The 26,393-nt window shown below is 30.3% G+C and carries 25 protein-coding genes; 9 read left to right on the top strand and 16 right to left on the bottom strand.

Features of this window, described 5'->3' with window-relative positions; all coding sequences use genetic code 11:
• The first annotated feature begins 403 nt into the window (after positions 1-403).
• On the top strand, positions 404-1,690 hold the full coding sequence (locus HMPREF3125_RS04070) for an aminotransferase class I/II-fold pyridoxal phosphate-dependent enzyme (protein WP_070452107.1): 1,287 nt from the start codon (positions 404-406) through the stop codon (positions 1,688-1,690).
• A 66-nt stretch (positions 1,691-1,756) separates the two neighbouring features.
• Here HMPREF3125_RS04070 and HMPREF3125_RS04065 read toward each other — a convergent pair whose 3' ends face one another.
• The 5 genes from HMPREF3125_RS04065 to groES form a co-directional block, all read right to left on the bottom strand.
• On the bottom strand, positions 1,757-2,065 hold the full coding sequence (locus HMPREF3125_RS04065; RefSeq protein ID WP_070452104.1) for a hypothetical protein: 309 nt from the start codon (positions 2,063-2,065) through the stop codon (positions 1,757-1,759).
• 70 nt (positions 2,066-2,135) lie between these two features.
• Complete coding sequence (locus HMPREF3125_RS12795) at positions 2,136-2,297, bottom strand: hypothetical protein (protein ID WP_176745281.1); 162 nt, start codon at positions 2,295-2,297, stop codon at positions 2,136-2,138.
• A 569-nt stretch (positions 2,298-2,866) separates the two neighbouring features.
• A complete protein-coding gene (locus tag HMPREF3125_RS04060; RefSeq protein WP_070452101.1) occupies positions 2,867-5,953 on the bottom strand; it encodes a SasC/FmtB family protein in 3,087 nt (1,028 codons plus the stop codon).
• A gap of 325 nt (positions 5,954-6,278) precedes the next feature.
• Entirely contained in the window at positions 6,279-7,901 is a 1,623-nt protein-coding gene (groL, locus tag HMPREF3125_RS04055; RefSeq protein ID WP_070452098.1) for a chaperonin GroEL, read from the bottom strand.
• A 55-nt stretch (positions 7,902-7,956) separates the two neighbouring features.
• Positions 7,957-8,244 (bottom strand): co-chaperone GroES, encoded by a 288-nt coding sequence (gene groES, locus HMPREF3125_RS04050; RefSeq protein ID WP_070452095.1) that lies wholly within the window; start codon positions 8,242-8,244, stop codon positions 7,957-7,959.
• 174 nt (positions 8,245-8,418) lie between these two features.
• Here groES and mroQ point away from each other — a divergent pair, with 174 nt between their 5' ends.
• On the top strand, positions 8,419-9,162 hold the full coding sequence (gene mroQ, locus HMPREF3125_RS04045; protein ID WP_070452090.1) for an intramembrane glutamic endopeptidase MroQ: 744 nt from the start codon (positions 8,419-8,421) through the stop codon (positions 9,160-9,162).
• Positions 9,163-9,236: 74 nt separating this feature from the next.
• Here the strand turns inward: mroQ and HMPREF3125_RS04040 are convergent, their stop codons facing one another.
• Positions 9,237-10,988 carry an SdrH family protein gene (locus HMPREF3125_RS04040; RefSeq protein ID WP_070452087.1) on the bottom strand — a complete coding sequence of 584 codons (1,752 nt, stop codon included), beginning with the start codon at positions 10,986-10,988 and terminating at the stop codon, positions 9,237-9,239.
• A 196-nt stretch (positions 10,989-11,184) separates the two neighbouring features.
• Here HMPREF3125_RS04040 and HMPREF3125_RS04035 point away from each other — a divergent pair, with 196 nt between their 5' ends.
• The gene (locus tag HMPREF3125_RS04035; protein WP_017638094.1) at positions 11,185-11,811 is read left to right on the top strand and encodes a nitroreductase family protein; all 627 of its coding nucleotides are present in this window, start codon (positions 11,185-11,187) and stop codon (positions 11,809-11,811) included.
• 114 nt (positions 11,812-11,925) lie between these two features.
• Positions 11,926-12,711, top strand: coding sequence for a carbon-nitrogen family hydrolase (locus HMPREF3125_RS04030; protein WP_070452084.1), 786 nt, complete (start codon positions 11,926-11,928; stop codon positions 12,709-12,711).
• A gap of 396 nt (positions 12,712-13,107) precedes the next feature.
• On the opposite strand, the gene HMPREF3125_RS12450 is transcribed toward HMPREF3125_RS04030, so the two are convergent.
• Together HMPREF3125_RS12450 and HMPREF3125_RS12635 are read right to left on the bottom strand one after the other, a co-directional pair.
• Positions 13,108-13,185: a delta-lysin family phenol-soluble modulin gene (locus HMPREF3125_RS12450; protein ID WP_072291871.1), complete on the bottom strand. Its 78-nt coding sequence runs from the start codon at positions 13,183-13,185 to the stop codon at positions 13,108-13,110.
• 64 nt (positions 13,186-13,249) lie between these two features.
• Complete coding sequence (locus HMPREF3125_RS12635) at positions 13,250-13,327, bottom strand: delta-lysin family phenol-soluble modulin (RefSeq protein ID WP_015364840.1); 78 nt, start codon at positions 13,325-13,327, stop codon at positions 13,250-13,252.
• Between the two features lie 316 nt (positions 13,328-13,643).
• Between HMPREF3125_RS12635 and HMPREF3125_RS04025 the strand changes: the two genes are divergently transcribed.
• The 4 genes from HMPREF3125_RS04025 to agrA are packed head-to-tail and all read left to right on the top strand — an operon-like array spanning position 13,644 to position 16,395.
• Positions 13,644-14,228 (top strand): accessory gene regulator AgrB, encoded by a 585-nt coding sequence (locus HMPREF3125_RS04025; protein ID WP_070452081.1) that lies wholly within the window; start codon positions 13,644-13,646, stop codon positions 14,226-14,228.
• On the top strand, positions 14,212-14,352 hold the full coding sequence (gene agrD / locus HMPREF3125_RS04020; RefSeq protein WP_029056063.1) for a cyclic lactone autoinducer peptide AgrD: 141 nt from the start codon (positions 14,212-14,214) through the stop codon (positions 14,350-14,352). The genes HMPREF3125_RS04025 and agrD overlap by 17 nt, the downstream gene beginning before the upstream one ends.
• A gap of 24 nt (positions 14,353-14,376) precedes the next feature.
• Positions 14,377-15,666 (top strand): quorum-sensing sensor histidine kinase AgrC, encoded by a 1,290-nt coding sequence (gene agrC / locus HMPREF3125_RS04015; RefSeq protein ID WP_070452079.1) that lies wholly within the window; start codon positions 14,377-14,379, stop codon positions 15,664-15,666.
• A gap of 12 nt (positions 15,667-15,678) precedes the next feature.
• Positions 15,679-16,395 (top strand): quorum-sensing response regulator AgrA, encoded by a 717-nt coding sequence (gene agrA / locus HMPREF3125_RS04010; RefSeq protein WP_029056065.1) that lies wholly within the window; start codon positions 15,679-15,681, stop codon positions 16,393-16,395.
• A 70-nt stretch (positions 16,396-16,465) separates the two neighbouring features.
• Here the strand turns inward: agrA and HMPREF3125_RS04005 are convergent, their stop codons facing one another.
• The 8 genes from HMPREF3125_RS04005 to HMPREF3125_RS03970 all read right to left on the bottom strand — a co-directional run bounded on the left by HMPREF3125_RS04005 (position 16,466) and on the right by HMPREF3125_RS03970 (position 24,030).
• Positions 16,466-17,425, bottom strand: a complete 960-nt coding sequence (locus HMPREF3125_RS04005) for a carbohydrate kinase family protein (RefSeq protein WP_070452076.1) — start codon at positions 17,423-17,425, stop codon at positions 16,466-16,468.
• The gene (locus HMPREF3125_RS04000; RefSeq protein ID WP_070452072.1) at positions 17,422-18,906 is read right to left on the bottom strand and encodes a sucrose-6-phosphate hydrolase; all 1,485 of its coding nucleotides are present in this window, start codon (positions 18,904-18,906) and stop codon (positions 17,422-17,424) included. Before HMPREF3125_RS04000 ends, HMPREF3125_RS04005 begins: the two co-directional genes overlap by 4 nt.
• Positions 18,907-19,025: 119 nt before the next feature.
• Positions 19,026-19,976 (bottom strand): LacI family DNA-binding transcriptional regulator, encoded by a 951-nt coding sequence (locus tag HMPREF3125_RS03995; protein WP_046467596.1) that lies wholly within the window; start codon positions 19,974-19,976, stop codon positions 19,026-19,028.
• Positions 19,977-20,154: 178 nt separating this feature from the next.
• A complete protein-coding gene (locus HMPREF3125_RS03990; RefSeq protein WP_017638103.1) occupies positions 20,155-21,405 on the bottom strand; it encodes an ammonium transporter in 1,251 nt (416 codons plus the stop codon).
• 177 nt (positions 21,406-21,582) lie between these two features.
• Positions 21,583-21,807: a sulfurtransferase TusA family protein gene (locus HMPREF3125_RS03985; protein WP_002452012.1), complete on the bottom strand. Its 225-nt coding sequence runs from the start codon at positions 21,805-21,807 to the stop codon at positions 21,583-21,585.
• 12 nt (positions 21,808-21,819) lie between these two features.
• Positions 21,820-22,911 carry a YeeE/YedE family protein gene (locus tag HMPREF3125_RS03980; RefSeq protein WP_017638104.1) on the bottom strand — a complete coding sequence of 364 codons (1,092 nt, stop codon included), beginning with the start codon at positions 22,909-22,911 and terminating at the stop codon, positions 21,820-21,822.
• Between the two features lie 153 nt (positions 22,912-23,064).
• On the bottom strand, positions 23,065-23,370 hold the full coding sequence (locus HMPREF3125_RS03975) for a hypothetical protein (protein ID WP_017638105.1): 306 nt from the start codon (positions 23,368-23,370) through the stop codon (positions 23,065-23,067).
• A gap of 27 nt (positions 23,371-23,397) precedes the next feature.
• Complete coding sequence (locus HMPREF3125_RS03970; RefSeq protein WP_070452069.1) at positions 23,398-24,030, bottom strand: redox-sensing transcriptional repressor Rex; 633 nt, start codon at positions 24,028-24,030, stop codon at positions 23,398-23,400.
• Between the two features lie 264 nt (positions 24,031-24,294).
• On the opposite strand from HMPREF3125_RS03970, the gene HMPREF3125_RS03965 reads away from it, so the two are divergent.
• Positions 24,295-26,220 carry an ABC-F family ATP-binding cassette domain-containing protein gene (locus HMPREF3125_RS03965; RefSeq protein ID WP_070452066.1) on the top strand — a complete coding sequence of 642 codons (1,926 nt, stop codon included), beginning with the start codon at positions 24,295-24,297 and terminating at the stop codon, positions 26,218-26,220.
• Positions 26,221-26,393 lie beyond the last annotated feature (173 nt).

The following is a 26,393-nucleotide window of genomic DNA, read 5'->3' as shown; positions in this document are numbered from 1 at the left end:
GCGATATGTTTAACGTAATGTTACTATAAATTTGTATCCACAAATTATACTACACAACCCCAAACCTGGTACCAGCAGGCTTGGGGTTATTTTTGTGTACGGTCATCTATTTGTCTTTCCAATTGATTTCTAACCAAATTCTAAAGACAACTAGTAGTCCACCAGTTAATAAAGTGATAATTCCATCTTGCCACCACGTCATTATACTACACCTCCCAAATGCAAAGTGTCATATATGTCGATGACCTAAGATTATCTTAACACAAAAACAGAACGTATGTTCGTATTTATATTAGAAAATCTTTTCAATAACTAAATCTTAACTAAGAATACTTTATCTTTGGTTAAATTCAAGCTAATATAAAGATAATGACTTTATTTTATAAAAGCGAGGTTATTCAATATGAACCCATTAGCCCAAAATTTAAATGAGCAACTTAATAATTCAAATCCAGAAATTTTACATATGCTTTCTGATTTGGGTCAAAAAATGTTTTATCCAAAAGGTATACTTTCTCAATCTGCTGAAGCTAAAAGTACTCAATATAATGCAACTATTGGGATGGCAACTAATGATAAAGGTAAAATGTATGCAGATTCATTAAATCAAATGTTTAATGATTTAACACCAGATGAAATTTTTCCTTATGCACCACCTCAAGGTGTCGAAGAATTACGTGACTTATGGCAAGCAAAAATGTTAAAAGACAATCCAGATTTAACTAAACAAGTAATGACACGTCCAATTGTCACTAACGCACTTACACATGGTCTTTCACTTGTAGCAGATTTATTTATAAATTCTGGAGATACTGTTTTATTACCTGAACATAATTGGGGAAATTATAAACTTGTTTTTGATACTCGTAATAATGCAAATATTTCAACTTACCCAATTTTTGATGAAAATGGACATTATACTACTGATGAGTTAGTTAAAACATTAGAATCTTATAATCAAGATAAAGTAGTAATGATTCTTAATTATCCTAACAATCCAACTGGCTATACACCTAATAAAGATGAAGTACAAACAATTGTTAAAGCTATTGAACAATTGGCTAGTAAAGGAACTCAAGTTGTAGCTGTTATCGACGACGCTTATTATGGTTTGTTTTACGAAGACGTATATACACAATCCTTATTCACTGCATTAACTAATATCAATTCTAAAAATGTGTTACCTGTACGATTAGATGGTGCTACAAAAGAATTCTTTGCTTGGGGATTCCGTGTTGGATTTATCACATTTGGTGTTGAAGATGAAATTGCAAAAGATGTATTGGAAGCAAAAACTAAAGGTCTAATTCGTAGTAATATTTCAAGTGGACCACTTCCATCACAAAGTGCAGTTAAACATGTATTGAAGAATAACGATCAATTTAATAAAGAAATCGAGCAAAATATTACGACCTTACGTGAACGATATAAAGTTACAAACTCAGTAGTTCACGACGAAAAATATGCTTCACACTGGCAAGCTTATGACTTTAATTCTGGTTATTTTATGGCGATAAAAGTTAAAGATGTTGACCCTGAAACATTACGTAAACATCTGATTGAACAATATTCAATTGGTGTTATTGCATTAAATCAAACAGATATACGTATTGCGTTTAGTTGTGTTGAAAAATCTGATATTCCTCATGTATTTGATTCGATTGCAAAAGCTATTGATGATTTACGTTAAAGTTAAGATAAAAAGGTTAGACCAAATAATGGTCTAACCTTTTTAATATTGGTAATTAAGTTGTAGTTATATAAAAATCAATAAAATAAAACCTATAATTGCTAATGAAAATGGTCCAAATGTTTTTAATTTATCTTTTATAGTTATTCCCATAATACCATCAATTAATTGAACTAAAGCCATTAATAATGTCATTACAAATAAAATTAACTGATTTACAAAACATAATGTTGCTACACTTAATAATGCTATTGCTAAACTTCTGGCAAATGCATATTGGGCATTAATTTGTCTTGTTTTTATAAAAGCTTCAATAGCATAATACAAACTTATAATTGAACTAATACTAGTGAAAATTACAATGAAGTAATACATAATATACCTATAATTTTTAGTAATTTTAAAAAATTTTTTTTATTACTATTCAATTCTATACTAAGTCAAATTAGAAGTCTTTCTTTTTGCGTCTCAATTTCAAAATTGTTAAACCTAAAATTAATATTAACAGATTAGTAGTACGAGTTGTCCCAGTATTTATACTACCTGTTTCAGGTAATTGTGACTTTTTATCTTTTATCGTTTTAAAACTATTTTCTCCTACTTTCACTGACTTGGGTTCAGATAGACTAACTTTATTAGTCTGATTAGAAGAAGGTTCAAATGTAATAATTGACTTTTGTTTATTAGGAATAGTTATTCGGACAGTATTACTCTTTTCACTATTTCTAATTGAACTATTAGCAAGGATTTTACTACCGTTGAGTTTGTTAATATCTTTAATGGTAATTACACCAGTTTTCTCATTAATATTGATACCATGGATTTTTTTATTAAACTTCCACGTTTTTCCAATTTTATTTGAAGTAATATCTATAATTTTTCCATTCGGTTTTACAATATTTATACTTACTTTATCTGTATTATCTTGTGGTGTGATTGTTATATGCTTCTTTTGTTTATCTAATTGGATTATCGGTGGTTTTGGTGCAGTTTCTTTATAAGAAACTTTAGCAGTAACTTCGCTTGGATCACTATTTCCTTGTGTGGCTTGGATTGTGACATGGCTACCGTTTTGAACACCGTCATGAGTTATTGTGATTACACCTTTAATAATATCAATGTTAATGCCTTTTACTTTATCATTTAATGACCATTTGTCTTCTGCTTTTGTTGCGATTATTTCTTTCTGTTGACCATTTGGATCTCTACCATTTTGTCTGTATTGTCTTGTGGTGTGATTGTTACACTAGCTTCTTGATCATTTATTGTTATCATTGGTGCGGCTGGTGTTGTTTCTTTATTTGGTACTTGTGTAGTTACTTCGCTTGGATTGCTATTTCCTTGCGTGGCTTGAACTCTAACTTCGCTACCATTTTGAACACCATCATGAGTAATAGTCAATAAACCTGTTGTTGGATTAATTGCAAAGCCTTGTGGATTATTTTCTATTGTCCACTGTTCCCCAACTTTCGTAGCTACTACTTCTTTCGAATCTCCATTTGGATCTATATATTTCACTACTATTTTATCTGTATTGTCTTGTGGTGTGATTGTTACATTAGCTTCTTGATCATCTGATGATATAACTGGTGCGACTGGTGTTGCTTGTTTTAAAGGTATTTTATCTCTAGCTATTAAGCTAGAATCACTATTTCCATAATTTGATTCTGCGGTTACTTCACTGCCAACTTGAACTCCTTCATAATTAACAACCACTTCTCCGTTAATATCATTTATGCTTATGCCTTTAGGATTGTCGTTTAATTCCCAATGATCACTAATTTTTGTGGCAACTACTTCTTTTGATTCTCCATCTAGGCCAATATAATTTATAGTCATTTTATCAGTATCGCCTTGTGGTTGAATTATCAAACTAGCTTCTTCTTCATTTTTAATAATTTTTGGTTCAGGTGGTGCAATTTCTTTACCTGGCATGATAGCCCTAACTAAATTACTAGGAGCACTATTTCCTTGCGTAGCGCTAGCTGTTATCTCACTATGAGGAGCGACACCTATATAATTAATAGCGATTCCACCTGTTATAGGATTAATAGTAAATCCAGCAGGCGCCTCATTTAACAACCAATTATTTCCTTCTTTTTTGGCAATTAATTTAGACATCATTCCATCAGGATTAACATAATTTATTTCTAATTTATCTGCATTATTTGGCGGTGTAACAACTGTATACACATATTCATTGTTAGTAGTTATTTTCGGTTCTTGAGGAGAAAGTAGTTTAAGATTTATTTTTTCTTGTTCTAATTCAGTTGTTAGTTGGTTTATAATTGCCTGACTCTTTCTTTCCGCTATTGGCGTATTATTTAATGCTTCATTTAAAATGGATTTAGCTTCTTCTAATTTAGCTTTTAAATTATTTACAGAATTAGCCGTAAATTCAGATTCATTAATAGTATTTAAGTATTGTTTAATATTATTATATTTATCGTTCAATTCTTCTTTATACATCAAAATATCAACTTGCTGTTGATTAACAATATTAGTACCTATTTTTTGAGTATCATTACCTCTATAAGGGGCGTCTGTTTTGTACGTTACATTTCCATTTAAATCAATTGTATTGGGTTGTGTAGCTGGAAAATCAATTGTGTAAGTTATATTTTTGGTAGCACCTGCATCAATTTTGCCAGTATCGAGAGTTAAAGTGTTAGTAGCTTCATCAAAATTTGTACTTACGTCAGTTGCAGAAATAAACTTGGAACCTGCTGGTAATGACACTACGTATTTTGTTTCTTTAGATCGAAAATGTCCTTTATTTTCAAGTGATACTGAAATCGTACCTCTAGCATAATTTGAGTTTGTAGAATCACTTCTAAAATCATATTTGATTTCATCAACATTTGAAGTTATATATGCACCACTATTAGCCCTTACTCTACTAACTATTCCACCATATAAATAACTCTTATTAGTTCCAAATCCTTGTTGAGCACCTGTTTGAGTGGAAGTTAATGTTTTCACATCAGCAACAGGTAGAAATGCAAGTCTTAATCTATTAACATCTTCAGGTACATTAATCATGAACGATAATCTTCCTGTAGGATATTTCCCCATACCATTAAGTGTCTTATCATAGTATACATTTGAACCATCTACACTAGTTACTTTGGCTTTAACTCCTGGCCAAGAGTTAATGACATTTAAAGCTGAGGAAACATACTCTACTACTAATTCTGAACCTGGATTAACGTCGATATCTTGATAAATACCAGCTACTCTTGGATCTAGTACTTTTCTATTATAACCATCAGTAGTTCTAGCTAATATTACGCCATATGGTGCGTTAGAATCACTCATGAAGGAACTATATTTTTTCCCTGCATTTGTCAAAGTCATTGGATATTCAGGATCTGAAACAGTTGATAAACTATGCCATCCATCAACTCCTGTAACTACTGTAAGCTTATCTGTATTACTTGGTAAGTTTCCTCCAGTTACTTGCTCAAAATTACCATTTCGCAGTTCAGTGTTTATTTCATTTTTGTTTAATGGATCATTACTTTTATCATTATTAATAGGTTGGTTAGCCGATCTAAAAGATGTACCTCTATTTTGGTTTTTTATTGCACTATGTCTGTTATTTTTATTAGGCTCAGTATTATTCGCTGGTATTCCGTTAGTCACTAATTGATCGTCATTATTTATTAAACGATTCTTTTTAGTTTCATTTAAATCTACGTTATTTTCTCTTTTTAATAGTGAAGCCGAATTAATAAATTCTTGATAATAATCATCTATTTCTTTTTGAGTAGCTTGATTTTCAATGAATTGATCAGCATTTACTAACTTAGTTTTAAATTGTTGAACAGAATCATTCGTTTTATTTGATAAATCAATGTTCTTATATTGATTTATTAATTTCTTTAATTTTTCATTGTTTCCAACCGATGACTCTTCTGACTTTATATTATTGCTTCTAAATTGATTTGTTTGATTAGAATCTATTTGATTGTTTTCATCATATTCTTTTTGGACTTGGTTTGCATCAATTTGATTATTAGTTTCTCCACTTGCCTTTGAATTTATGCTAGCGGAGTTACTATTTTTTTGTGCTTCAAAATTATTGGTCGTTAGTGTATTTGTTTGATTAGTTTCCTCTGCAGCACTTGCGCTATTCATATGACCAAATGATAAATATATAGATGCTACAGCAATACTTGTAGCACCATATCCTCTTAACTTTCTAATTGAAAAAAATTTTTTGTTAACTTCTTCTTGGTTGTAATTTCTAGGTTGATTCACTTTTAATTTTTTCTCCTTTTTGTCAATGTGATTATATTCAAGTAGCGTGACGTTCGTTAATACCATTCAATAGCAAATTAAAATATTTTGAAATAAAAATTACAATAAATAATATAACACCTAGTAAGTGGTAAGACAACTATTTTATTTTACTAAAAACTTCACTATTTATAATAAATTATTAATAAAATTTTAATTTTTATATTATAAAATCTTCATTTTATGTAAAAAGAAAAACTTTCTAGCAGATTTTCTACTAGAAAGTTTTTTTGATAGATTTCTATTTGATGACATTTTAAAAATTTATTATTATCTTTTATTTAATTTACATCATACCTGGCATTCCGCCACCCATTCCAGCTGAATCATTTTGATCTTTGTCAGGGATAGATGCAACAACCGCTTCAGTTGTTAAGAACATTGCTGCTACACTTGCTGCATGTTGTAATGCAGAACGAGTTACTTTAGTAGGATCCACTATTCCTTCTTCAAGCATATTTACCCATTCATTAGTTGCTGCATTAAAACCAACACCTGGATCTGCATTTTTTAATCGTTCAACAATGATTGAACCTTCTAAACCAGCGTTTTCAGCAATTTGTCTTACAGGTGCTTGTAATGCTTTTAAGACAATATTCACACCTGTTTCAACGTCTCCTTCTGCTTCAATTTCACTTACTTTTTTGTAAATATTAACTAAGGCAGTTCCACCACCAGCAACAATTCCTTCTTCTACTGCTGCTCTAGTTGAGTTCAATGCATCTTCAATACGTAATTTACGCTCTTTAAGTTCAGTTTCACTAGCAGCACCTACTTTGATTACTGCAACACCACCAGCTAATTTAGCAAGGCGTTCTTGTAATTTTTCTTTATCAAAGTCAGAATCTGTTTCTTCAATTTGAGCTTTAATTTGGCTAACACGAGCGTCGATGTTATTTTCATCGCCGTCACCGTCAACTACAGTTGTATTATCTTTAGTGACTTCAACTTTGTTTGCAGTACCTAACATATCAATTGAGGCATCTTTTAAATCTAATCCTAAATCATCAGTAATCACTTGAGCACCTGTTAAAATAGCTAAATCTTCTAACATTGACTTACGACGATCACCAAAACCAGGTGCTTTAACTGCAACTGCCGTAAATGTTCCACGCATACGGTTTAATACGATATTAGTTAACGCATCACCTTCTACTTCATCAGCAACAATTAAAATTGGACGATTTGATTGAACAACTTGTTCTAATAACGGTAAAATATCTTGGAATGATGATATCTTCTTGTCAGTTACTAAAATATATGGTCTTTCTAATTCAGCAATCATTTTATCTGAATCTGTTACCATGTATGGTGATTGATATCCTCTATCAAATTGCATACCTTCAACGACTTCTAATTCAGTATTAAATCCACTAGATTCTTCAATTGTAATAACACCGTCATTACCAACTTTTTCCATTGCTTCTGAAATGTATTTACCAATTTCTTCGTCAGCTGCAGAAATAGCACCTACTTGAGCAATTTCATTTTTATTTTCAACTTTTTGAGAAATATCATGTAATGCTTCAACTGCTACTTGTACTGCTTTATCGATACCTTGTCTTAAACCAACAGGATTAGCGCCACTTGTTACGTTTTTAAGACCTTCTTGAATCATCGCTTGTGCTAAAACTGTTGCTGTTGTTGTACCATCACCAGCAATTTCATTAGTTTTATTAGCGACTTCTTGTACTAATTTAGCACCCATATTTTCATAAGGATCTTCTAATTCTATTTCTTTTGCAATTGTTACACCATCATTTGTAATTAATGGTGCTGTGTATTCTTTGTCTAATACAACGTTACGCCCTTTTGGACCAATAGTTACTTTTACCGCATTCGCTAATTTATCTACACCGCGTAACATTGATTGACGTGCGTCTTCTGAAAATTTTAAGTCTTTAGCCATTATGTCTGACCTCCAGTATAATAAGTAATTTCATGTTTTAATTTATATGTTTTATTTATTCTTCAATAATTGCTAATATGTCATCTTCATTTAATACGATGTATGTTTCATCGCCTCGTTTAACTTCTGTTCCTGCATATTGTTGAAATACAATTGTATCTCCTTCTTTAATTTCAGGAGCAACTCTAGAACCATCGTCTAATAAGCGGCCTTTACCCACTGCTTTAACGATACCTTCATTTGATTTTTCTTTAGCACTATCAGTTAATACGATACCGCTTTTTGTTGTTTGTTCTTGTTCTTTTCTTTCAATAATCACACGATTTCCTAATGGTTTAAGCATGATTGTTCCTCCTCGTGATCACAAATTTTAGCACTTTAACTTTTAGAGTGCTAAACTACTTTTAATAATAATCAAATTTGGTCAATATTTCAAGTCAAAGCACTCTTAAATAATTTTGTACATTAACTTTATTTACGATAAAATAAACTATAAACAGAAAATCGGAGGTTCATTATGAATAGATTTTGGGTATCTTTATTAACGATATTCATCTATGCCTTAGCTCAATTCTTACCTGGTATCATTTTAGGAAGTGGATTAGTTCATCTTGAAAAAGGCATGAAAACAACTCAATTTATAATATATACGCAAGTTTCATTATTTATTATTGCAGCTATCATAATTATTTTAATCAATTTAAAAATTAAAAATCCTACTAAACTTGAAGCTGGTTTTAAAGAACCTAAACGTTATATTTTAAGTTGGGCATTACTTGGTTTTTGTATCGTTATGCTTTATCAGGTCGTTGTTAGTTTAATTTATGTTGCGATTACAGGGCAACAACAACCGAGTCCAAATACAGAAAGACTTATGGCAATCGCAAGACAAATGCCAATATTTATTTTATTAGTTTCAATAGTAGGTCCAATTTTAGAGGAATTTGTATTCAGAAAAGTACTCTTTGGTGAATTATATAACGCGATTAAAGGAAATCGAATTGTTGCCTTTTTAATAGCTTCAATTGTTAGTTCCCTTTTATTTGCATTAGCACATAACGACTTTAAATTTATACCAATGTATTTTGGTATGGGCATGATTTTCTCCTTAGCCTACACTTATACTAATAGAATAGCTGTTCCAATAATCATTCATATGCTACAAAATGGAACGGTAGTAGTTATGCAAGTCTTTGGTGGAGAATCACTTAAAAAAGTCCAAGAACAAGCCAGTTTTATAATCCAATTGATTTTTAATTAGATATTTATATAACAATAGAGCCAGTCACTATTTTCAGTGATTGGCTCTATCTATATTTAATATACTTATTTTAATTATACTTCTTCATCTTCTTTTCTACGCTTAAATATAAATGCAATGATAACGCCTATAAAAATAGCTATGATACTACTACTTAGTGCAATTATAGTTCTATTCATTTTTGTATCTTTTTGATAGCTCTCTTTATGTTGATTTGATGTGTTTACTTTATCGTCGCTATGATTTTTAAAAGCGCTTGTATTTTTATCTTCTTTATCTTCTGGCTTTTTAAGTTCTGGCATTGAGCCAATATCTCCTGTAATTAAAGCTAAAACTTGTTCATCTAAGTTTTGATAATATGCTTTTGAATCTAAAGGATTAAAATACTGAAATCTGAAGTAATTTGATTTTTGCTGTAAAGAATTGAGGTATTGATTTCCACTAAACGTTTCTTTTCTAAAGATATTATAAATATCCCTATCAGATATAGCTCCATCCGAATCATTTAATTGATGAATTTGATTAATAACAAAAGGATTATATTTATAAGAACCATTTGCTAAAGAATTAAATCTTCTAATTAATGACTGTTGGTTTGACGTATGTTCAAATCCTTTTTGACTATTAAATATTGATTCAGGATTGTTCCACATAAATCTATTACTATCATATGTCGATGTATTACCTTGTGAATTAGATTTTTTTAATGGACCACTTGATTGGTTTGAATCATCAAATTTCGGCATTAAGTGTATAGAATTGTTATTATTTTGATAACGTCCATTATATTGATTATTTGATGAATTTTGTGAATTACTTGGTCTTTGGTACTTAGGCTGGTTTTGGACCCTATTATCAGAATTAGACTGATTTTGATTTACCTTACCGGATGAATGGTTAGATTCATTTGGGTTGTTTTGTTGATGATTGTCGTTTGTAGGTTTCTGATTTGAATTAGGTTTGTTAGGTTGATTACCATTTTGACCTTGTCCATTATGATTTGGATTATTATTATCTTGATCTTTACTAGGTTGATGACTATTTGTGCCTCCATTGTGATCATTAGACGGTTTGTCATGTTGATTTGACCCATTATTTTGATTATTGTCTTGGTTGTCATCCTTACCACTGTTTGAATCATTTGAGCTATTATTATCGTCTTGATTGTCGTCTTTACCACTATTTGAATCGTTTGAGCCATTATTATCGTCTTGATCATCTTTTCCAGTATTTGAACCATTATTATCTGATGAATCATTATCATTTTTATCATTTTTATCATTTGATTGATTATTGTTTGAATCTGAATTGTCGTTTTGATTAGATCCATTATCATTTCCATTGTCGGAATTACTTTGACTGCTATCGTTGTTGTCATTACCATTTTGTGAGTCATTTTTTCCATTTGAATTTGATGAATCATCATTATTATCAGCGTCACTATTTTGGTTATCGTCTTTACCAGAATCGCTATTATTTCCTGGATTATTATTTTGTTGGTCTGAGTCTGAAGGTTGTGATGAATTATCATTTGTGTTTGAACCTTCATTAGATGCATTCGAATCATTTGTTCCTTCATTAGTGTTATTATCAGAATTTGTGTCTTGATTTTCATTTGAAGATGATTCATTAGTCTCTGAATTAGTTTTATTATCCTGAGAACTAGAAGTATTATCATCTTTATTAGAGTTATTTTGTTGGGATGTATCATTTTGATGTGTTGTATTAGTGTTTTCGGCCGCATGGACTGAATTACTAATTAATGAAGTACTTAAAATCAATGCAAAACTTGACAACATTATCTTACTTTTGGGTTTATTATGCATTAATAGTCACCTCCTTCTACTAATTGTTTACTATTCAAGTATATATAAATTATCCTAAGAATGCATTGATATATGTTTATTGAAAAATAATATTAATACTTTTGAAATTTTCTAGTAATTATTTGTTTACTTTGATGAGTATAATATTTATACTTAAATTATAAATAGTTATTAACTATAACAAAGGAGAATGATTATGGGTTTATTTAGTAAAAAAAATGATGAAGTATCATTTAATGATGCTATGGAACAACGTCGTACCATTTATAATTTAGAAAGTACAATTTCAATAGACGATTCAGAATTAGAAGAATTAATTGCACATGCTGTTAAACATGTGCCTTCAGCTTTTAATTCACAATCAACACGTATCGTTTTATTATTAAATGATAAAAATGAAAAATTCTGGGAAAACACTAAAGAAATTTTAAAAGAAACAATGGGTCCTGATCGTGACTTTGAACCAACACGTCAAAAAATTGATAATTTCAAACATTCATATGGCACAATTCTTTATTATGAAGATAAAGATGTTATTACTGGTTTACAAGAAAAAATGCCAAACTTCTATGATAATTTTGAAATTTGGTCTAACCAAACTAATGCAATGCACCAATATGCAATTTGGACAGCATTAGCAACTAAAGGTATCGGTGCTTCATTACAACACTATAATCCAATTGTTGATGAAGCTACTGCGAACGAATTCAATATTCCTAAAACTTGGAAATTAGTTGCTCAAATGCCATTTGGTAATGTGCGTGAAGAAGCTGGCGAAAAAGATATTAAACCAGTTGAACCTCGTTTCCTTATCAAAAGATAATTTTGTATAATATATGTAAGTGAGATAAATTCTGCTATGGATTTATCTCACTTTTTTGATATATAGCAATTTATTTAGTATCTTATAGTTAATCTTAATTGAGGAGTGATATATATGAAAGTTCAGTTATTTCAAATATATATCGAGTATGGTCTAGCAGAGCAAAATAAAACCAAAATCAAACAATGGTTTGAAAATGAATTAGAAAATGATACTGATGTTGTCGTCCTTCCAGAAATGTGGAACAACGGATATGCATTAGAAAAATTAAATGAACTTGCAGACAAAGATTTAAATGACAGTTTACCGTTTATCTCTAATCTCGCTCAAACTTATCAAGTTGATATTATTGCTGGTTCTGTATCAAATCAAATTGGTCAAAATATTTATAATACCGCCTTTTCGGTCCTATCAAATGGCAAGTGTATTAATCGATATAACAAAGTTCATTTAGTGCCTATGCTTAGTGAACCTGACTTTATGTCTCCAGGCAAACAAGTGCCTGAACCTTTTGAACTTTCAGATGGAACTTTAGCTACTCAAATCATTTGCTATGATTTAAGATTTCCTGAATTACTAAGATATCCTGCACGAAGTGGCGCCCAAATTGCATTTTATGTAGCGCAATGGCCAACTGTAAGATTAAATCACTGGCTAGCATTATTAATAGCACGTGCAATTGAAAATGATATGTTTGTAGTAGGTACAAACAGTTGTGGTAATGATGGTCAAACTGATTCTGCTGGTCATTCTATTGTCATAAACCCAAATGGTGAAGTTATTGCAGATTTAGGAAGTGATGAAAGTACTTTATCTATAGATATCGACGTTAATGAAGTATTAGAACAACGTCAAGCTATTCCAGTGTTTGATAATTTAAAACTCAATTTATATAAATAATAGCTAAACACGCTTAACAATACCTCGTTGGGCGTGTTTTTATGTATAAAAATAAGCCGTGAGCTTGGGAGGAACTCACGGCTTTAGATAACTTATTATTAAGGGAATGTTTTTACAGTTATTTTTCAATCTATTTTTTGGGGATGTTATTAATTATGAAAAATTTAGTGAATTTATCTATTTTATAATGATAAATTGAATGTTGTTTACGATAGCTTACATGCTAGAAAATACCTAATTAAAGGTAGCTAAGAATAATACGTAACACTGAGTCCAAGGAAAACTACAGTTTTATTAGTAAATGTTTCGTCACCTACTAATGTTATAAGTTACTAAGTTGGGAGGCTTAATAACTTACCTTTTATACGAAGAAAACAAAGTTATAATGAATTTCTATTATTTAGCGAATTTTTTTACTGTATCTAAAATCCATTTTACAAAATCACCAATTGTTGAAATGATATCTGCAGTCATTGAAATCACTCCTTCCTATTGAATATTGTAAATCCTAAATACTCATCTTAACTAAGTTAAAAAATTATTTTTGGAATTTTTTAACAGTGTTAATGATTAATTTTACTAAATCACCGATTGTTGAAATGATATCTGCTGCCACTGAAATCACTCCTTCCTTTTAGTAATGGAACTAGAATTACTTTAGTAAATAATTCTAATAAGTAGATTAAGCAATTTTTCAACTCTATTTCCATCACATCTCTGTGATATGAGTCTATTAAAACATGGTTATAATTAATTGAATCAAAAATTTCCTAACTCGTAATATTTTATACTAAACTGTAAACCTTTTTATGATAAAATACTTTTTAGAAAGTTCATTATACAGTTAAGTATATATTTTTGACAGTTAGGCATAAACTCCAAAAAGAGTTGCACAAAATTGTATAATGATACTCAAGGAGAGTAGTGAACAAGTGAAAATAATAGATACAAAAATTGATCAATTTGCCAACTACTTGCAACAAAGAAATAACTTGGATCGTATACAATTTCTAAAAGTTCGTTTAGGTATGCAAGTTGTCGTAAGTAACATTGCTAAGTTTATCGTAACCTATGGATTGGCTTTAATATTCCATGTGTTTTGGTACACCCTTGTAACACATATTGCGTATATGATTTTAAGATTTTACGCTCACGGAGCACACGCTAAATCTTCTATATTATGTCATATACAAAACATATTAATATTTCTTATTATGCCATGGTTAATTGTGAAGTTATCAATAGGTCACTTTACAATGTTATTATTCGCGTTAATCGGATATTTCATTGTAATTACTTATGCACCTGCTGCAACAAAAAAACAACCTATACCTAAACGCTTAGTGAAAAGGAAACGAATACTCTCCATTGTTTTATATATAATATTAGTTATTATTTCGTTTATAGTTAAAGAACCATATTCACAATTAATTTTATTTGGATTAATTGTTGAATCAACTACATTACTACCTATCTTTTTCCCTAAGGAGGATTATTACTATGGAAACTTTAGTTAATTTATTTTTTAAATTTTTCACATCAATAATGGAATTTGTTGGGTTAGTTGCTGGAGCGAATCCTTGTGCTGGTTATTTTGATGAACCAGAAGTACCAGATGAACTAACAAAATTATATGAATAAAATATATTAGAAAGTGTGCATTGTATGGATGCTCTAAATTTTCTACCAACAGCTGCATTACAAGTAGCATTACTTTTTTGGGTTGCTAAAATTATTATTAATATAAAATTTAAATTAAGGGATTATATAACCATTATTGGGGTTATAATCCCTTCAGTTATTATGTACTATTATTTCAACAAATTTGGTCTTATATTTATAGTAATTGCAATGTTTGTTTTCTATTATTATAAAATCAAATTATTTTCATTAATAATTACCTTAATAAGTAATTTGATTATGTATCTAAGTAATTTCTTGGCTGTAAGTTTTTATCTAACAATGGTTAATATTTTTCCAAAAAGTCAAATATTAGTTATATTTCATTTCATTTTATTTTATTCTATCGCTTTGTTATTAGCTTATTTTATTAGAACTTTGCTAAAAAAACTTAAAGAATCTTATCTTTCGTTAAATAAAACATATATTACTATTATTTCTGTTGTATTATCATTTTCTTTTGTGTTCTTTTACATAATTTCACAAACTGACATGAGTGCACCTAATAGTTTAAGATTATATGCAATTGTATTCGTTGGATTAATCATCTTTTTAAGTATTATTATTTTCATTCTATCCATGTTCACTCTACGAGAAATGCGTTACAAACGTAACCTTCAAGAAATTGAAACGTATTATGAATATACTTTAAAGATAGAATCCATTAATAATGAAATGCTTAAGTTTAGACATGATTATGTCAATATTCTTTCTACGATGTCTGAATTTATTCGTGAGGATGATATGCCAGGCTTGCGTCAATATTTTAATGAACAAATTGTACCGATGAAAGATAACCTACAAACACGTTCATTAAAACTTAATGGTATAGAAAAATTAAAAGTTCGTGAAATTAAAGGTCTTATTACAACAAAAATTCTACAGGCTCAAGAAAAAGAAATAGCGATTAGTATCGAGGTTCCAGATAATATAGAACGTATTGATATGAACACAATAGAATTAAGTCGAATTATTGGCATCACTTTAGACAACGCCATTGAGGCCTCTGAGCCGCTTGATGATTCATTAATACGTATCGCCTTTTTCAAAGAAGAAGAATCTGTCACACTTATTATTATGAATAAATGTGATGATGATATTCCACGCGTACATGAGTTATTTGAAGAAGGTTTCTCAACAAAAGGAAAAAACCGTGGACTAGGTTTATCAACCTTAAAAGAAATTACTGATAATAATGAAAATGTACTGCTAGATACAGTCATAGAAAATGGCTTTTTTGTTCAAAAAATTGAAATTATAGAGAAAGAATCATAAGGATGTGAAACTATGAAAATTTTCATTTGCGAAGATGATCCAAAACAAAGGGAGAATATGAGTTCAATTATTAAAAATTATATTATGATTGAGGAAAAACCTATGGAGCTTGCTCTCGCAACTGATGATCCTTATGAAGTGCTTGAGCAATCAAAAGAAATGAATGATATCGGTTGTTATTTCTTAGATATCCAACTCGAAGCAGATATTAATGGTATTAAATTAGGTAGTGAAATTCGCAAACATGACCCTGTCGGCAATATTATCTTTGTTACAAGTCATAGCGAACTAACATACCTCACCTTTGTATACAAAGTGGCGGCGATGGATTTCATATTTAAAGATGACCCAGCAGAACTGAAAACACGAATTATTGATTGTTTAGAAACCGCTCACACAAGACTTAAGTTATTATCAAAAGAAAGTAATGTTGAAACAATCGAATTAAAACGTGGAAGTAATTCAGTGTATGTACAATATGACGATATTATGTTTTTCGAATCATCTAGTAAATCACATCGTTTAATCGCCCATTTAGATAATAGACAAATCGAATTTTATGGTAATCTCAAAGAATTAAGTCAATTAGATGACCGCTTCTTTAGATGCCACAATAGTTTTGTAGTTAATCGAAGAAACATAGAATCAATTGATTCAAAAGAACGTATTGTCTATTTCAAAAACAAAGAACATTGTTATGCATCTGTTCGAAATGTTAAAAAAATCTAGTACACCTTTTCTATTTTATTAAATGATAAAACCATCCGTAATCACTATACGGATGGTTTTTTTGTATATTCTATAATTGATTTTCTATATCAGCTAATGTTGGAATACTTTCAATAGCACCATATTTTGTCGTTACTTGTGCAGCGACATTATTACTAAATTTTAAAATTTCGTCACCGTAATTTTTAAACAATTGTGGAATATCAATTGCTTGTTGTTCTAAAATTTTACTAATGACAGCCCCAATAAATGCATCACCTGCACCAGTCGTATCAATCGCTTTAACTTTCACACCATTTTGATGTTTTTCAGTTCCATCTTTTAAATAAATAGATGCACCATTAGGCCCTTTTGTATAAATAACTGCTTTAACATTTCCTTTAAATAACGAGTTTATTGCTTCTGACTCATTTTGTTCGCCAGTTATAAATTCAATTTCTTCATCTGAAACTTTAATAATATGTGCTTTCGGTATAAACTCTAAGATTGCATTTCGGCAATCATCTTCATTATCCCACAATGGCAGCCTTACATTAGGATCAAAAATAATTGTTCCTTCTTCCTGTTCAAATTTTTCAACTAATGCCAAATGCGCTTTTTTCATTGGGCTTTCTACTAAATCTACTGAACAAAAATGTAGTACATCTTCTTTAGTAACTTGTATTTTATTGATATTATCTGCATCATATAACATATCTGCGGATGGCTTACGGTAAAATGAGAAATCTCTTTGACCATCTTCTTTTAAACTTACAAATGCAAGTGCTGTATTAGCCTCATTTGTTCTCTCAATATATTGAGTACCTACACCAATGTCATCAATTGTTTCAAGGATAATATCACCGAACGCATCATTGCCTAATTGAGTTATCATTTCTGCATGTCCACCAAGCTTTTGTACAGTACATGCAACATTACATGGTGCCCCTCCAACTTGACGTGAAAATTGTTCAACATCCTTTAATGCTTTATTTGTCACAGTTGGCATAAAATCAATTAATGCTTCTCCTATTGCGAATAAACGTCTCATTGATTGTCACCTTTCAAATCATATTTAGTAAATTGTAAATATACTTGTCCTGATTCTGTAGATGTTTTAATGCCTGTTGCGTTATTATCTGGGAATATTCTTGAAGTTAATACACGTTCACCATCATTACAGAAAATCTCAATACTTGAGGTATCAACGTAAATACGTAATTGTGATAGTGATGAATCTAGCTTCGTACTACGAGTCGTACCCTCAACATTACCAGGTAACAAACCACTTTCGGTACGATCAAGCGTTAAAGTATTCATTTGCTTATTATATGAAATCACAGTTGATTGATTTTTAGATGTTCTTAATTCGAAATAAATTTCTGAAGCATCATTTTCTAAAATATCTATAATCAATTCATACTGCTTACCTTCATATGGATGTAATTTAGTTGTGAATTTATTAGCATATCCTAAAGCTGTTTCTTTGTTGTAGCGTAACTTTTCTAAGCTTTTAATAGGACGTTGTTTTAATTTACCATTTTCAATATTTAATACTCTAGGAAGTGTTAGACAGTGTGCCCAACCTTCATCGTCTGTTGGGTATGTAGTATCTGGTAATCCCATCCAACCAATTAAAATACGCTGTCCTTTTTCATCTAAAAATGTTTGTGGTGCATAAAAATCAAAGCCTTTATCTAACTCTAAAAATGCTTCGTGATCAAAGTTAAGTGTTTCAAAGTTTAAATCTCCAATTAAATAACCTGATTGATAAATATTTTGATATTTATCTTCTTCACTTTCAATGCCTTGTGGACAAAACATTATGACATCATGTCCATCTAACTCGAAATAATCTGGGCATTCCCACATATATCCAAATTGATTTAATTTTGTTTTGATTTCGCCGAGATAGTGCCAATTCACTATGTCTGTAGTTTGATATAGTAATAATTTACCAAATTCGTCATTTGTCTGTGCGCCTATAATTGCGTAATATTTATCATTATGACTAAATACTTTAGGATCTCTAAAATGGCTTGTATATCCTTCAGGTTGATGGCTAATGACTGGTTTAGGAAACTTTTCTACAGTACCGTCATCTTTAAGTCTAGCTATCATTTGCGTTGCTTGTCTTTGCCAATCATGATCACGATGATTACCTGTATACATATAATAAAGATGTCCTTGGTATTCAAAGGAACTACCACTATATACACCATGGCTATCATATTTTGTATCTGGGCTTAATATAACACCTTCAGGCTGAAAGTGTACTAAGTCTTTACTCGTATAATTATACCAATACTTCAATCCGTGAACTGCACCTAGCGGAAACCATTGGTGAGAAATATAATATTTTCCATTAAAATATATTAAACCATTTGGATCATTTAATAATCCCATCTCTGGTTGAATATGATAAGTTTGTCTATATGGAGATAATTGTGTTTGTTGTTTTAATTCCAATAACTTGTCGCTATCAATATCTTCCATACGTTGATAACGCTCTTCTCTAGTCCATTCCTTCATTCATATCCCCCTAAATATATTAATATTAATTGTTAGTTTTATTCGATATCGTTTACTTTAAATGACATTAATATTTTATCATTTTTACTGGTATCGGTTCCATATGAATTAAATAAAATTTATAATTTCACTGGAATAACCACTGATTCTTCAGTTTTTTCATTTTTTATTAATTGTCTTACTTCAGTCATTGCACGTTTACCAGCTTCAAAATAATTAAATTGAATCGTACGAATTGAAGGTGAAACAATTTGAGTCATCGGATCCCCACCAAATCCATGAATGATAGTAGGTTTACAATTTCTTTCAGAATTAAAGCTATATTTATGAATTGCTAATGCAATCGCATCTGTAGCACCAACGAGTACGTCAACTTTATCTATTTGAGACAAATATTGTTGTACATCTTCTAAAGCATTTTCATATTTGAATGACGTTTCAAAAATACTTGGTTTGATTTGATGACTTGCCAATCCATCTAATAACCCATTTTTACGGTGAATACCTACAGCGATATCATTTTCAGTGACACTAAAGAAGTGCACATGATGAGGTTGTCTTTGGCCAATCCAATTTCCTACAGATAAACCAGCTTGATAATCGTCATGTGTAATACTATGTAAGCCTGGATAATTTTGTCCCACTATAATGATAGGTACGTCAGCTTTATCAATAACTTCTAAATGACTCTCCGTAATATCAGTTGCCATTAATATGATGGCATCTACTTTACTGCGTGATAATGTTTCTATAGCATCTATTTCCGCTTCAATCTGTAACCCAGTATAGTTCAATAATAATTGATAATGGTGTTGATGACATTGCGAAACGATACCTTTAATGGTTTCATCTACAGCATATGAATTCATTCTTGGAATAATAGCTCCAATTAAATGTGTCTGTGTTGCTCTCAAACTTTGTGCAAATTGATTGGGTTGATAATCGTGCTCATTAATGATTTTACTTAGTTTTAGTCGTGTTTTCTTACTAACAGAACCATCATTTAAATATCTTGAAACGGTACTTTTAGATACGCCTGCTAACTTCGCTATATCTGATATATTTTTCATAAAAATTACTCACCTATCATATTTTGGAAAACTTAGTACTATTTTATCACATATGTAATCGCTTTAAATACCTATTTATTCTATTAATTTAAATATGATAAGTGAGTTCCAATCAATATTTTACTAACCAAATAGAAATGTGTTTCATACTTCTACTTAATATCAAGTTAATCTTATTCTAATTTTTAATATGTCTATTAAATTTATTTAATTCTCCGTAAAAATAAGCATTTTCTCCATGTACTAATTGATCTAAACCTGTTCGATCTTCAGTAGGAGTCGTCGCTAATGGTGTGAATATTCTGATTATTTTAGCTATTAAAAACGTCATGATGCCACTGAAGGCAATCACTGTTATTACTGATAATATTTGTATACCTAAAATTTTAAAGTCTCCACTATAAATAAATCCATTTTGTATTGAATCATTCACTTGATGTGATTGAAATATGCTTGTACAAATAGCACCCAAAATACCCCCTATACCATGAATTCCAAAGGCATCTAATGCATCATTATATTTGAGTTTGACTTTAATATAATTAATTACAATATAGCAAATAATGCCACCTATTATCGCAATAAACATACTACTTAAATAGCTAACATAGCCTGCTGCTGGTGTTATTGTAACTAAACCAGATAGACTTCCAGATAATAATCCTAATAAACTTGTTGTTTTTTTCAATTTATATTCAATTAGTAACCAGCCAAATGCACCTGCGCTTGCTGCTATAACTGTATTAACAAATGCAACAGCAGCAATTTTATCATATGTAAAAGCACTACCCACATTAAATCCATACCAACCAATCCAGACTAAAATCCCGCCTATTAATGTAATGAGTAAATTATGAGGTGTTGGCTTTTCTTGTTTCTTTCCAATGCCAATCATTATTCCTAATACTAAACCTGATACGCCTGAGGTAATATGTACAACAGTCCCTCCTGCAAAATCTAAAGCACCTAATTGACTAATCCAGCCTTTTCCCCAAACCCAATGAGCTACAGGACTATATACTAAAATCACCCATATAAATACAAATATAAGATATGGAATAAATTTCATTTTTTCAGCTACTGAACCCGATAATATAGATACAGAAATGGTACAAAACATCATTTGGAATAACATAAACAACGATAACGGTATATGTGCATCAATTGAAGTTGAAATATCGAATCCAACATGGTTTAATCCGAAGTATTCTAAACCACCAATCCAATTATTTCCTTTACTAAAACTTAAACTAAACCCTATTATTGCCCATGCGAAAGTAACAATAATAATAGCTGACATACTTTGCATTACTGTATTTAATACATTTTTAGATTGTACTAAACCACCGTAAAATAAACTTAATCCCGGTGTCATTAACCAAACTAATAAAGTACATAAAAATAAAAACATTGTATCATTTAAATTCATATGATCACTCCTTTGAAAATATATTACTAATACTTTCAAAGAAATAGCAAAAATCGGTCATATTTCCTTTCATAGCATGTTAGAAAATATGACCTATAAAATTAAATTCCAATATAAAATAGAAAAAAGGAACAAGCATCTTTCATTGGATACTCGTTCCTTTTGAAATCTATTTAATTAAGCTTTTTGAACTGTAATCGTCCATGAAGCATCGCCTAGCTGTTCGTAATTAGTTACAGGGTAACCATTTTCAGCAGCCCAATTTGGAATTGCTTCTGTTGCTTGAGTACAATCAAAATCAATTTTCAATTCATCACCTGAATCTAATTCAGTCATTTTCTTTTGTGCTTCTATTAATGGGAAAGGACACACCATTCCTACTGTACCTAATTCATATACCATGTTATTTCCTCCTTAAGTTGTTTGTGTATGCTGTTGTAGTGTCGTTTTAGGCTGTTTAGTTGTAGATTTTTGTAATTGTTTCATAGGTTTAACAAAAATAAAATAACTCATAAACCATACACCTATAATCATAGAGCCAAGTGCAATCCAACCTTGCCAACTCATTGTTGCTGTTTCAACTAGACCATTACCAATTGAACATCCACCAGCGACAGACGCACCAAAGCCCATAAACGCACCACCTATGGCACTATTTCTAATTGTTTTTTTATCTGGTAAACGCCATTTAAATTCTTTAGAACCTTTTGCGGCAATATAAGATCCTAAGAATATACCAATAACCAGCAATACTCCCCAATCTACGAATTTTGTATTACCACTTATTAGAAAGTTTACGATATTTGAAGATGGTGTAGTAATACCTAAGCCATGATTTCTACCTGTTGAACTACTCATTGGCCATGCTAATAATGCGATTAATCCTACTGCGATTGCAGCTGCAAATGGGTGATATCTTTTTTCAAATAGATAATGTCTTAAGCCTGTATATTTTTGTTTTAATTTTGGTACTGCAACTTTAGGTTTTCTAAGCGTTTTAGTAACAAAATAAATTGTAATGATAGCCAATATTACAATTAAAATCCAATGTGGAATGTGTAATGTTTCGGACATACTCGCATTTACATTTGTAGGCTTATTAATGAAATTTAATACTGGTGAAAGAATACCTGTTTTAGTAATTGCACTTGTTAATGCATATAAAATAAGTGCTATCCAGCTACCAATTAAACCTTCTCCTGCACGATAATATGTTCCTGTAGCACATCCTCCGGCTAATACAATTCCAATTCCAAATACAAAGGAACCTATTACTGTACCAATTACTGGAAAAGTATGGGATGGCACAGTAAGTAATCCTAAGCTAGTTAATATGAGTAAACCAATACTTTGTACTGAGATTGCTATGAGTAAAGCGTAAAACATTTTATTACTCTTTTGTACATACATATCTCTAAATCCACCGGCTAAACAAAATCGGGTTCTTTGCATAACGAAACCTAACAAAAGTCCAACAATTAAACCACTAATTATCATCCAAATCATTTTATCACTCTTTTCCGATAATTTTACTAGGTATTATATCCAATTAAGTGTTTTTTTTCAAGATTATAATTTCATATTTCATTATTAAATTCATTCTTTGTGTTCAAAGCTCATAAAAAAACACACCCTATCTATTGATAAGATGTGAGCTAACTAAATTACTTGTATGTCATCTATTTGTTGAACAAGCTCTTTTAATTCATTAGCTTTCAAATGACTAAATTTATACCATTCATTTCTATAATATATGAGTAATTTATGACCCAACAAGCCTTTTCTAACCTCATAACGAATCATTTGCTTTACATTAATTTCTAAATTGAGTGGATTATGATTTGTATAATATGATTTAAATACTATCGTTTGCTCTGACAAAACTAACTTACCAGGTATGTATATTAATGAAGGTAGATGTGCTTTATAAGTACATCCCACTTCTAATATTGGTTTATTAGTCATTTCACAGCCTCCTAAATCATATTTTTATTAATCATAATTTCTCATAAAGAATAACAATGATTGTAATTCAATACCTAAATCAATATGATGCACTTGTACATCTTTAGGGGTGTTAACTCTTGCTGGCGTGAAATTCATGATTCCTTTAACACCAGATTCAACAAGTTCATCTACTACAGTTTGTGCTACATGTTCAGGTGTAGTTAAAATAACTACATCAATATCCAAGCTTTTTAGTGTTTCCTTAATAGTTCTGCTATCTTTAATTACTACTTTTCCTACTTGTTCGCCTATAACATTTTTATCTACATCAAATGCTTCAGTAATAGACATTTCATCATGTATAGAAAAGTTATACGTTAATAGCGCTCGACCTAAATTACCTACGCCGACTATAGCAATTTTAATATCATTACTTCCGTTAATTTCCTTTTTGAAGAATTCAATTAAACTATCAATATTATAACCGTATCCTTTTTTACCTAATTCTCCAAAATATGAAAAATCCCTACGAATTGTAGCTGAATCTATTTGTAATGCTTCACTAATCGTTTTAGAATTAACACGATCTATTCCTTTACTTTTTAAATTACTTACAAATCTATAATATAATGATAAACGTTTTAAAGTTGCTCGAGGAATTTTAACGTTACTTGCCATTTTATAAGTCTCCCTTCGACGCTATAACTGGTACAATTATTATTAAATCAACGCAAATATGTTTGCGATAATAAAATTTCAAATAATTGTTTACAATGAATACTTGCTAATTATACATTAATAAAATTTAAAAATAAATATCCTAGTTTCAAGACATGACTTAATACTGTAAAATAAAGAATAATATGATTAACAAATTTTTAAACATATCAAACTATATTAATAGTTTATAATGATATCGCTAATATAGAAAGGTGAAGTCGGATGATACTTTTACAACTTAATGACATATCTAAATCGTTCGATGGTGAAGATATCTTTACTAACGTTGATTTTGAAATTAAAACTGGTGAACGCATAGGTGTAGTTGGCCGAAATGGTGCTGGTAAGTCAACGCTTATGAAAATTATAGCAGGTACTGAAGATTATGATAGTGGTCATATTTCAAAAATTAAAAATCTTAAAATCGGCTATTTAACTCAACAAATGACATTAGACTCAAATGCCACTGTTTATGAAGAGATGTCGAAACCATTTGAACATATTAAAAATATTGAATCCCTTATTAAAGAAGAAACTGATTGGTTAGCTAAGCATGCTGGAGATTACGATACACCAGACTATCAATTACATATGGAAAAATATGAATCTCTATCTAATCAATTTGAACAACTTGAAGGCTATCAATATGATAGTAAAATTAAAACAGTCCTTCACGGTTTGAATTTTAATGAAGAAGATTTTGATAAGCCTATTAATGATTTTAGTGGTGGTCAAAAAACAAGATTATCACTTGCACAAATGTTACTTAATGAACCTGATTTGCTATTACTAGATGAACCTACTAACCACCTTGATTTAGAAACAACAAAATGGTTAGAAGATTATTTAAGATACTTTAAAGGTGCAATTGTCATAATCAGTCATGACAGATATTTCTTAGATAAAATCATTACTCAAGTTTATGATGTAGCCCTAGGTGAAGTAAAACGTTATATAGGTAACTATGAACAATTTATACAACAAAGAGATAAATATTATGAAAAACGTATGCAAGAATATGAAAAACAACAAGAAGAAATCAAACGACTTGAAACGTTTGTTGAAAAAAATATTACACGTGCATCTACAAGTGGAATGGCAAAAAGTCGTCGTAAAACATTAGAAAAAATGCAACGCATCGACAAACCTATGATTGATGCTAGAAGCACTAATATTCAATTTGGTTTTGATAGAAATACTGGTAATGATGTTATGCATATTAAACAATTAGAAATTGGTTATGACCAAACGCCTATTACCCAACCTATCACAATGGAGGTTTCAAAAGGAGACCATATTGCCATTATTGGACCTAATGGTGTTGGTAAAACGACTTTAATTAAAACAATTGCCAATCGTCAATCCAAATTGGCAGGTGACATCACATATGGTGCTAATTTAAATATGGGTTACTATGATCAAAAACAAGCTGAGTTTAAATCAAATAAAACTATTTTAGATTATGTTTGGGATCAATATCCAAATATGAATGAAAAAGATATTCGTGCCGTATTAGGTAGATTCTTATTCGTTCAAGATGATGTCAAAAAAATTATAAATGATTTATCAGGTGGCGAAAAAGCAAGACTTCAACTTGCTTTATTAATGTTACAACGTGATAATGTTTTAATTTTAGATGAGCCTACCAACCACTTAGATATAGATTCAAAAGAAATGTTAGAACAAGCGCTAGAGCATTTTGAAGGGACTATCATCTTTGTTTCTCATGACAGATATTTCATTAATCAACTAGCTAATAAAGTATTTGATTTAGATCATGATGGTGGCAAAATGTATCTAGGTAACTATCAATACTATATTGATAAAACAGAAGAAGCTGCCGCTTTAAAAGCCCAAGAGGATAAAGAATCCCAGTCCGTTCATCAACAAAATAATAACCAAATAATGACAAATTCATACGATGATCAAAAACAACGTCGTCGAGAACAACGCAAAATTGAACGGGAAATTGAGCAACGAGAGCAGATAATTGAAAGTTGTGAAACTAAAATTGAGTCTATTGATAATGAATTGATGCAACCTGAAATATATAGTAATCCTGTTAAAGCAAATGAACTAGCTGAACTAAAATCTAATACCGAACAAGAATTAGAACAGGCTATGATTGAATGGGAAGAATTACAATAAAAATTATAAATATCCTTTTTACTATCAGACATTAAAATGTGGATTTTCTACATTTTAGTGTCTTTTTTCTAATTATTGAATTGCTATTTATTAACATTAAAAATCCCCTTATTCATAGCTATCCACAGAGTTATCCTAGTTATCCACAAGTAATATGTTACATATTTTTTAAG

This window comes from Staphylococcus sp. HMSC13A10, from assembly GCF_001808005.1.
GTDB lineage: Bacteria > Bacillota > Bacilli > Staphylococcales > Staphylococcaceae > Staphylococcus > Staphylococcus pasteuri.
This window is presented reverse-complemented; position numbering and strand designations above follow the sequence as displayed.

What these genes read in the sequence shown, in the direction of transcription:
- HMPREF3125_RS04070 (WP_070452107.1), top strand. Translation starts at nt 404, where the DNA reads ATGAACCCATTAGCCCAAAATTTAAATGAGCAACTTAATAATTCAAAT.
- HMPREF3125_RS04065 (WP_070452104.1), bottom strand. Translation starts at nt 2,065, where the DNA reads ATGTATTACTTCATTGTAATTTTCACTAGTATTAGTTCAATTATAAGT.
- groL (WP_070452098.1), bottom strand. Translation starts at nt 7,901, where the DNA reads ATGGCTAAAGACTTAAAATTTTCAGAAGACGCACGTCAATCAATGTTA.
- groES (WP_070452095.1), bottom strand. Translation starts at nt 8,244, where the DNA reads ATGCTTAAACCATTAGGAAATCGTGTGATTATTGAAAGAAAAGAACAA.
- mroQ (WP_070452090.1), top strand. Translation starts at nt 8,419, where the DNA reads ATGAATAGATTTTGGGTATCTTTATTAACGATATTCATCTATGCCTTA.
- HMPREF3125_RS04040 (WP_070452087.1), bottom strand. Translation starts at nt 10,988, where the DNA reads ATGCATAATAAACCCAAAAGTAAGATAATGTTGTCAAGTTTTGCATTG.
- HMPREF3125_RS04035 (WP_017638094.1), top strand. Translation starts at nt 11,185, where the DNA reads ATGGGTTTATTTAGTAAAAAAAATGATGAAGTATCATTTAATGATGCT.
- HMPREF3125_RS04030 (WP_070452084.1), top strand. Translation starts at nt 11,926, where the DNA reads ATGAAAGTTCAGTTATTTCAAATATATATCGAGTATGGTCTAGCAGAG.
- HMPREF3125_RS12450 (WP_072291871.1), bottom strand. Translation starts at nt 13,185, where the DNA reads ATGACTGCAGATATCATTTCAACAATTGGTGATTTTGTAAAATGGATT.
- agrD (WP_029056063.1), top strand. Translation starts at nt 14,212, where the DNA reads ATGGAAACTTTAGTTAATTTATTTTTTAAATTTTTCACATCAATAATG.
- agrC (WP_070452079.1), top strand. Translation starts at nt 14,377, where the DNA reads ATGGATGCTCTAAATTTTCTACCAACAGCTGCATTACAAGTAGCATTA.
- agrA (WP_029056065.1), top strand. Translation starts at nt 15,679, where the DNA reads ATGAAAATTTTCATTTGCGAAGATGATCCAAAACAAAGGGAGAATATG.
- HMPREF3125_RS04005 (WP_070452076.1), bottom strand. Translation starts at nt 17,425, where the DNA reads ATGAGACGTTTATTCGCAATAGGAGAAGCATTAATTGATTTTATGCCA.
- HMPREF3125_RS04000 (WP_070452072.1), bottom strand. Translation starts at nt 18,906, where the DNA reads ATGAAGGAATGGACTAGAGAAGAGCGTTATCAACGTATGGAAGATATT.
- HMPREF3125_RS03995 (WP_046467596.1), bottom strand. Translation starts at nt 19,976, where the DNA reads ATGAAAAATATATCAGATATAGCGAAGTTAGCAGGCGTATCTAAAAGT.
- HMPREF3125_RS03990 (WP_017638103.1), bottom strand. Translation starts at nt 21,405, where the DNA reads ATGAATTTAAATGATACAATGTTTTTATTTTTATGTACTTTATTAGTT.
- HMPREF3125_RS03985 (WP_002452012.1), bottom strand. Translation starts at nt 21,807, where the DNA reads ATGGTATATGAATTAGGTACAGTAGGAATGGTGTGTCCTTTCCCATTA.
- HMPREF3125_RS03980 (WP_017638104.1), bottom strand. Translation starts at nt 22,911, where the DNA reads ATGATTTGGATGATAATTAGTGGTTTAATTGTTGGACTTTTGTTAGGT.
- HMPREF3125_RS03975 (WP_017638105.1), bottom strand. Translation starts at nt 23,370, where the DNA reads ATGACTAATAAACCAATATTAGAAGTGGGATGTACTTATAAAGCACAT.
- HMPREF3125_RS03970 (WP_070452069.1), bottom strand. Translation starts at nt 24,030, where the DNA reads ATGGCAAGTAACGTTAAAATTCCTCGAGCAACTTTAAAACGTTTATCA.
- HMPREF3125_RS03965 (WP_070452066.1), top strand. Translation starts at nt 24,295, where the DNA reads ATGATACTTTTACAACTTAATGACATATCTAAATCGTTCGATGGTGAA.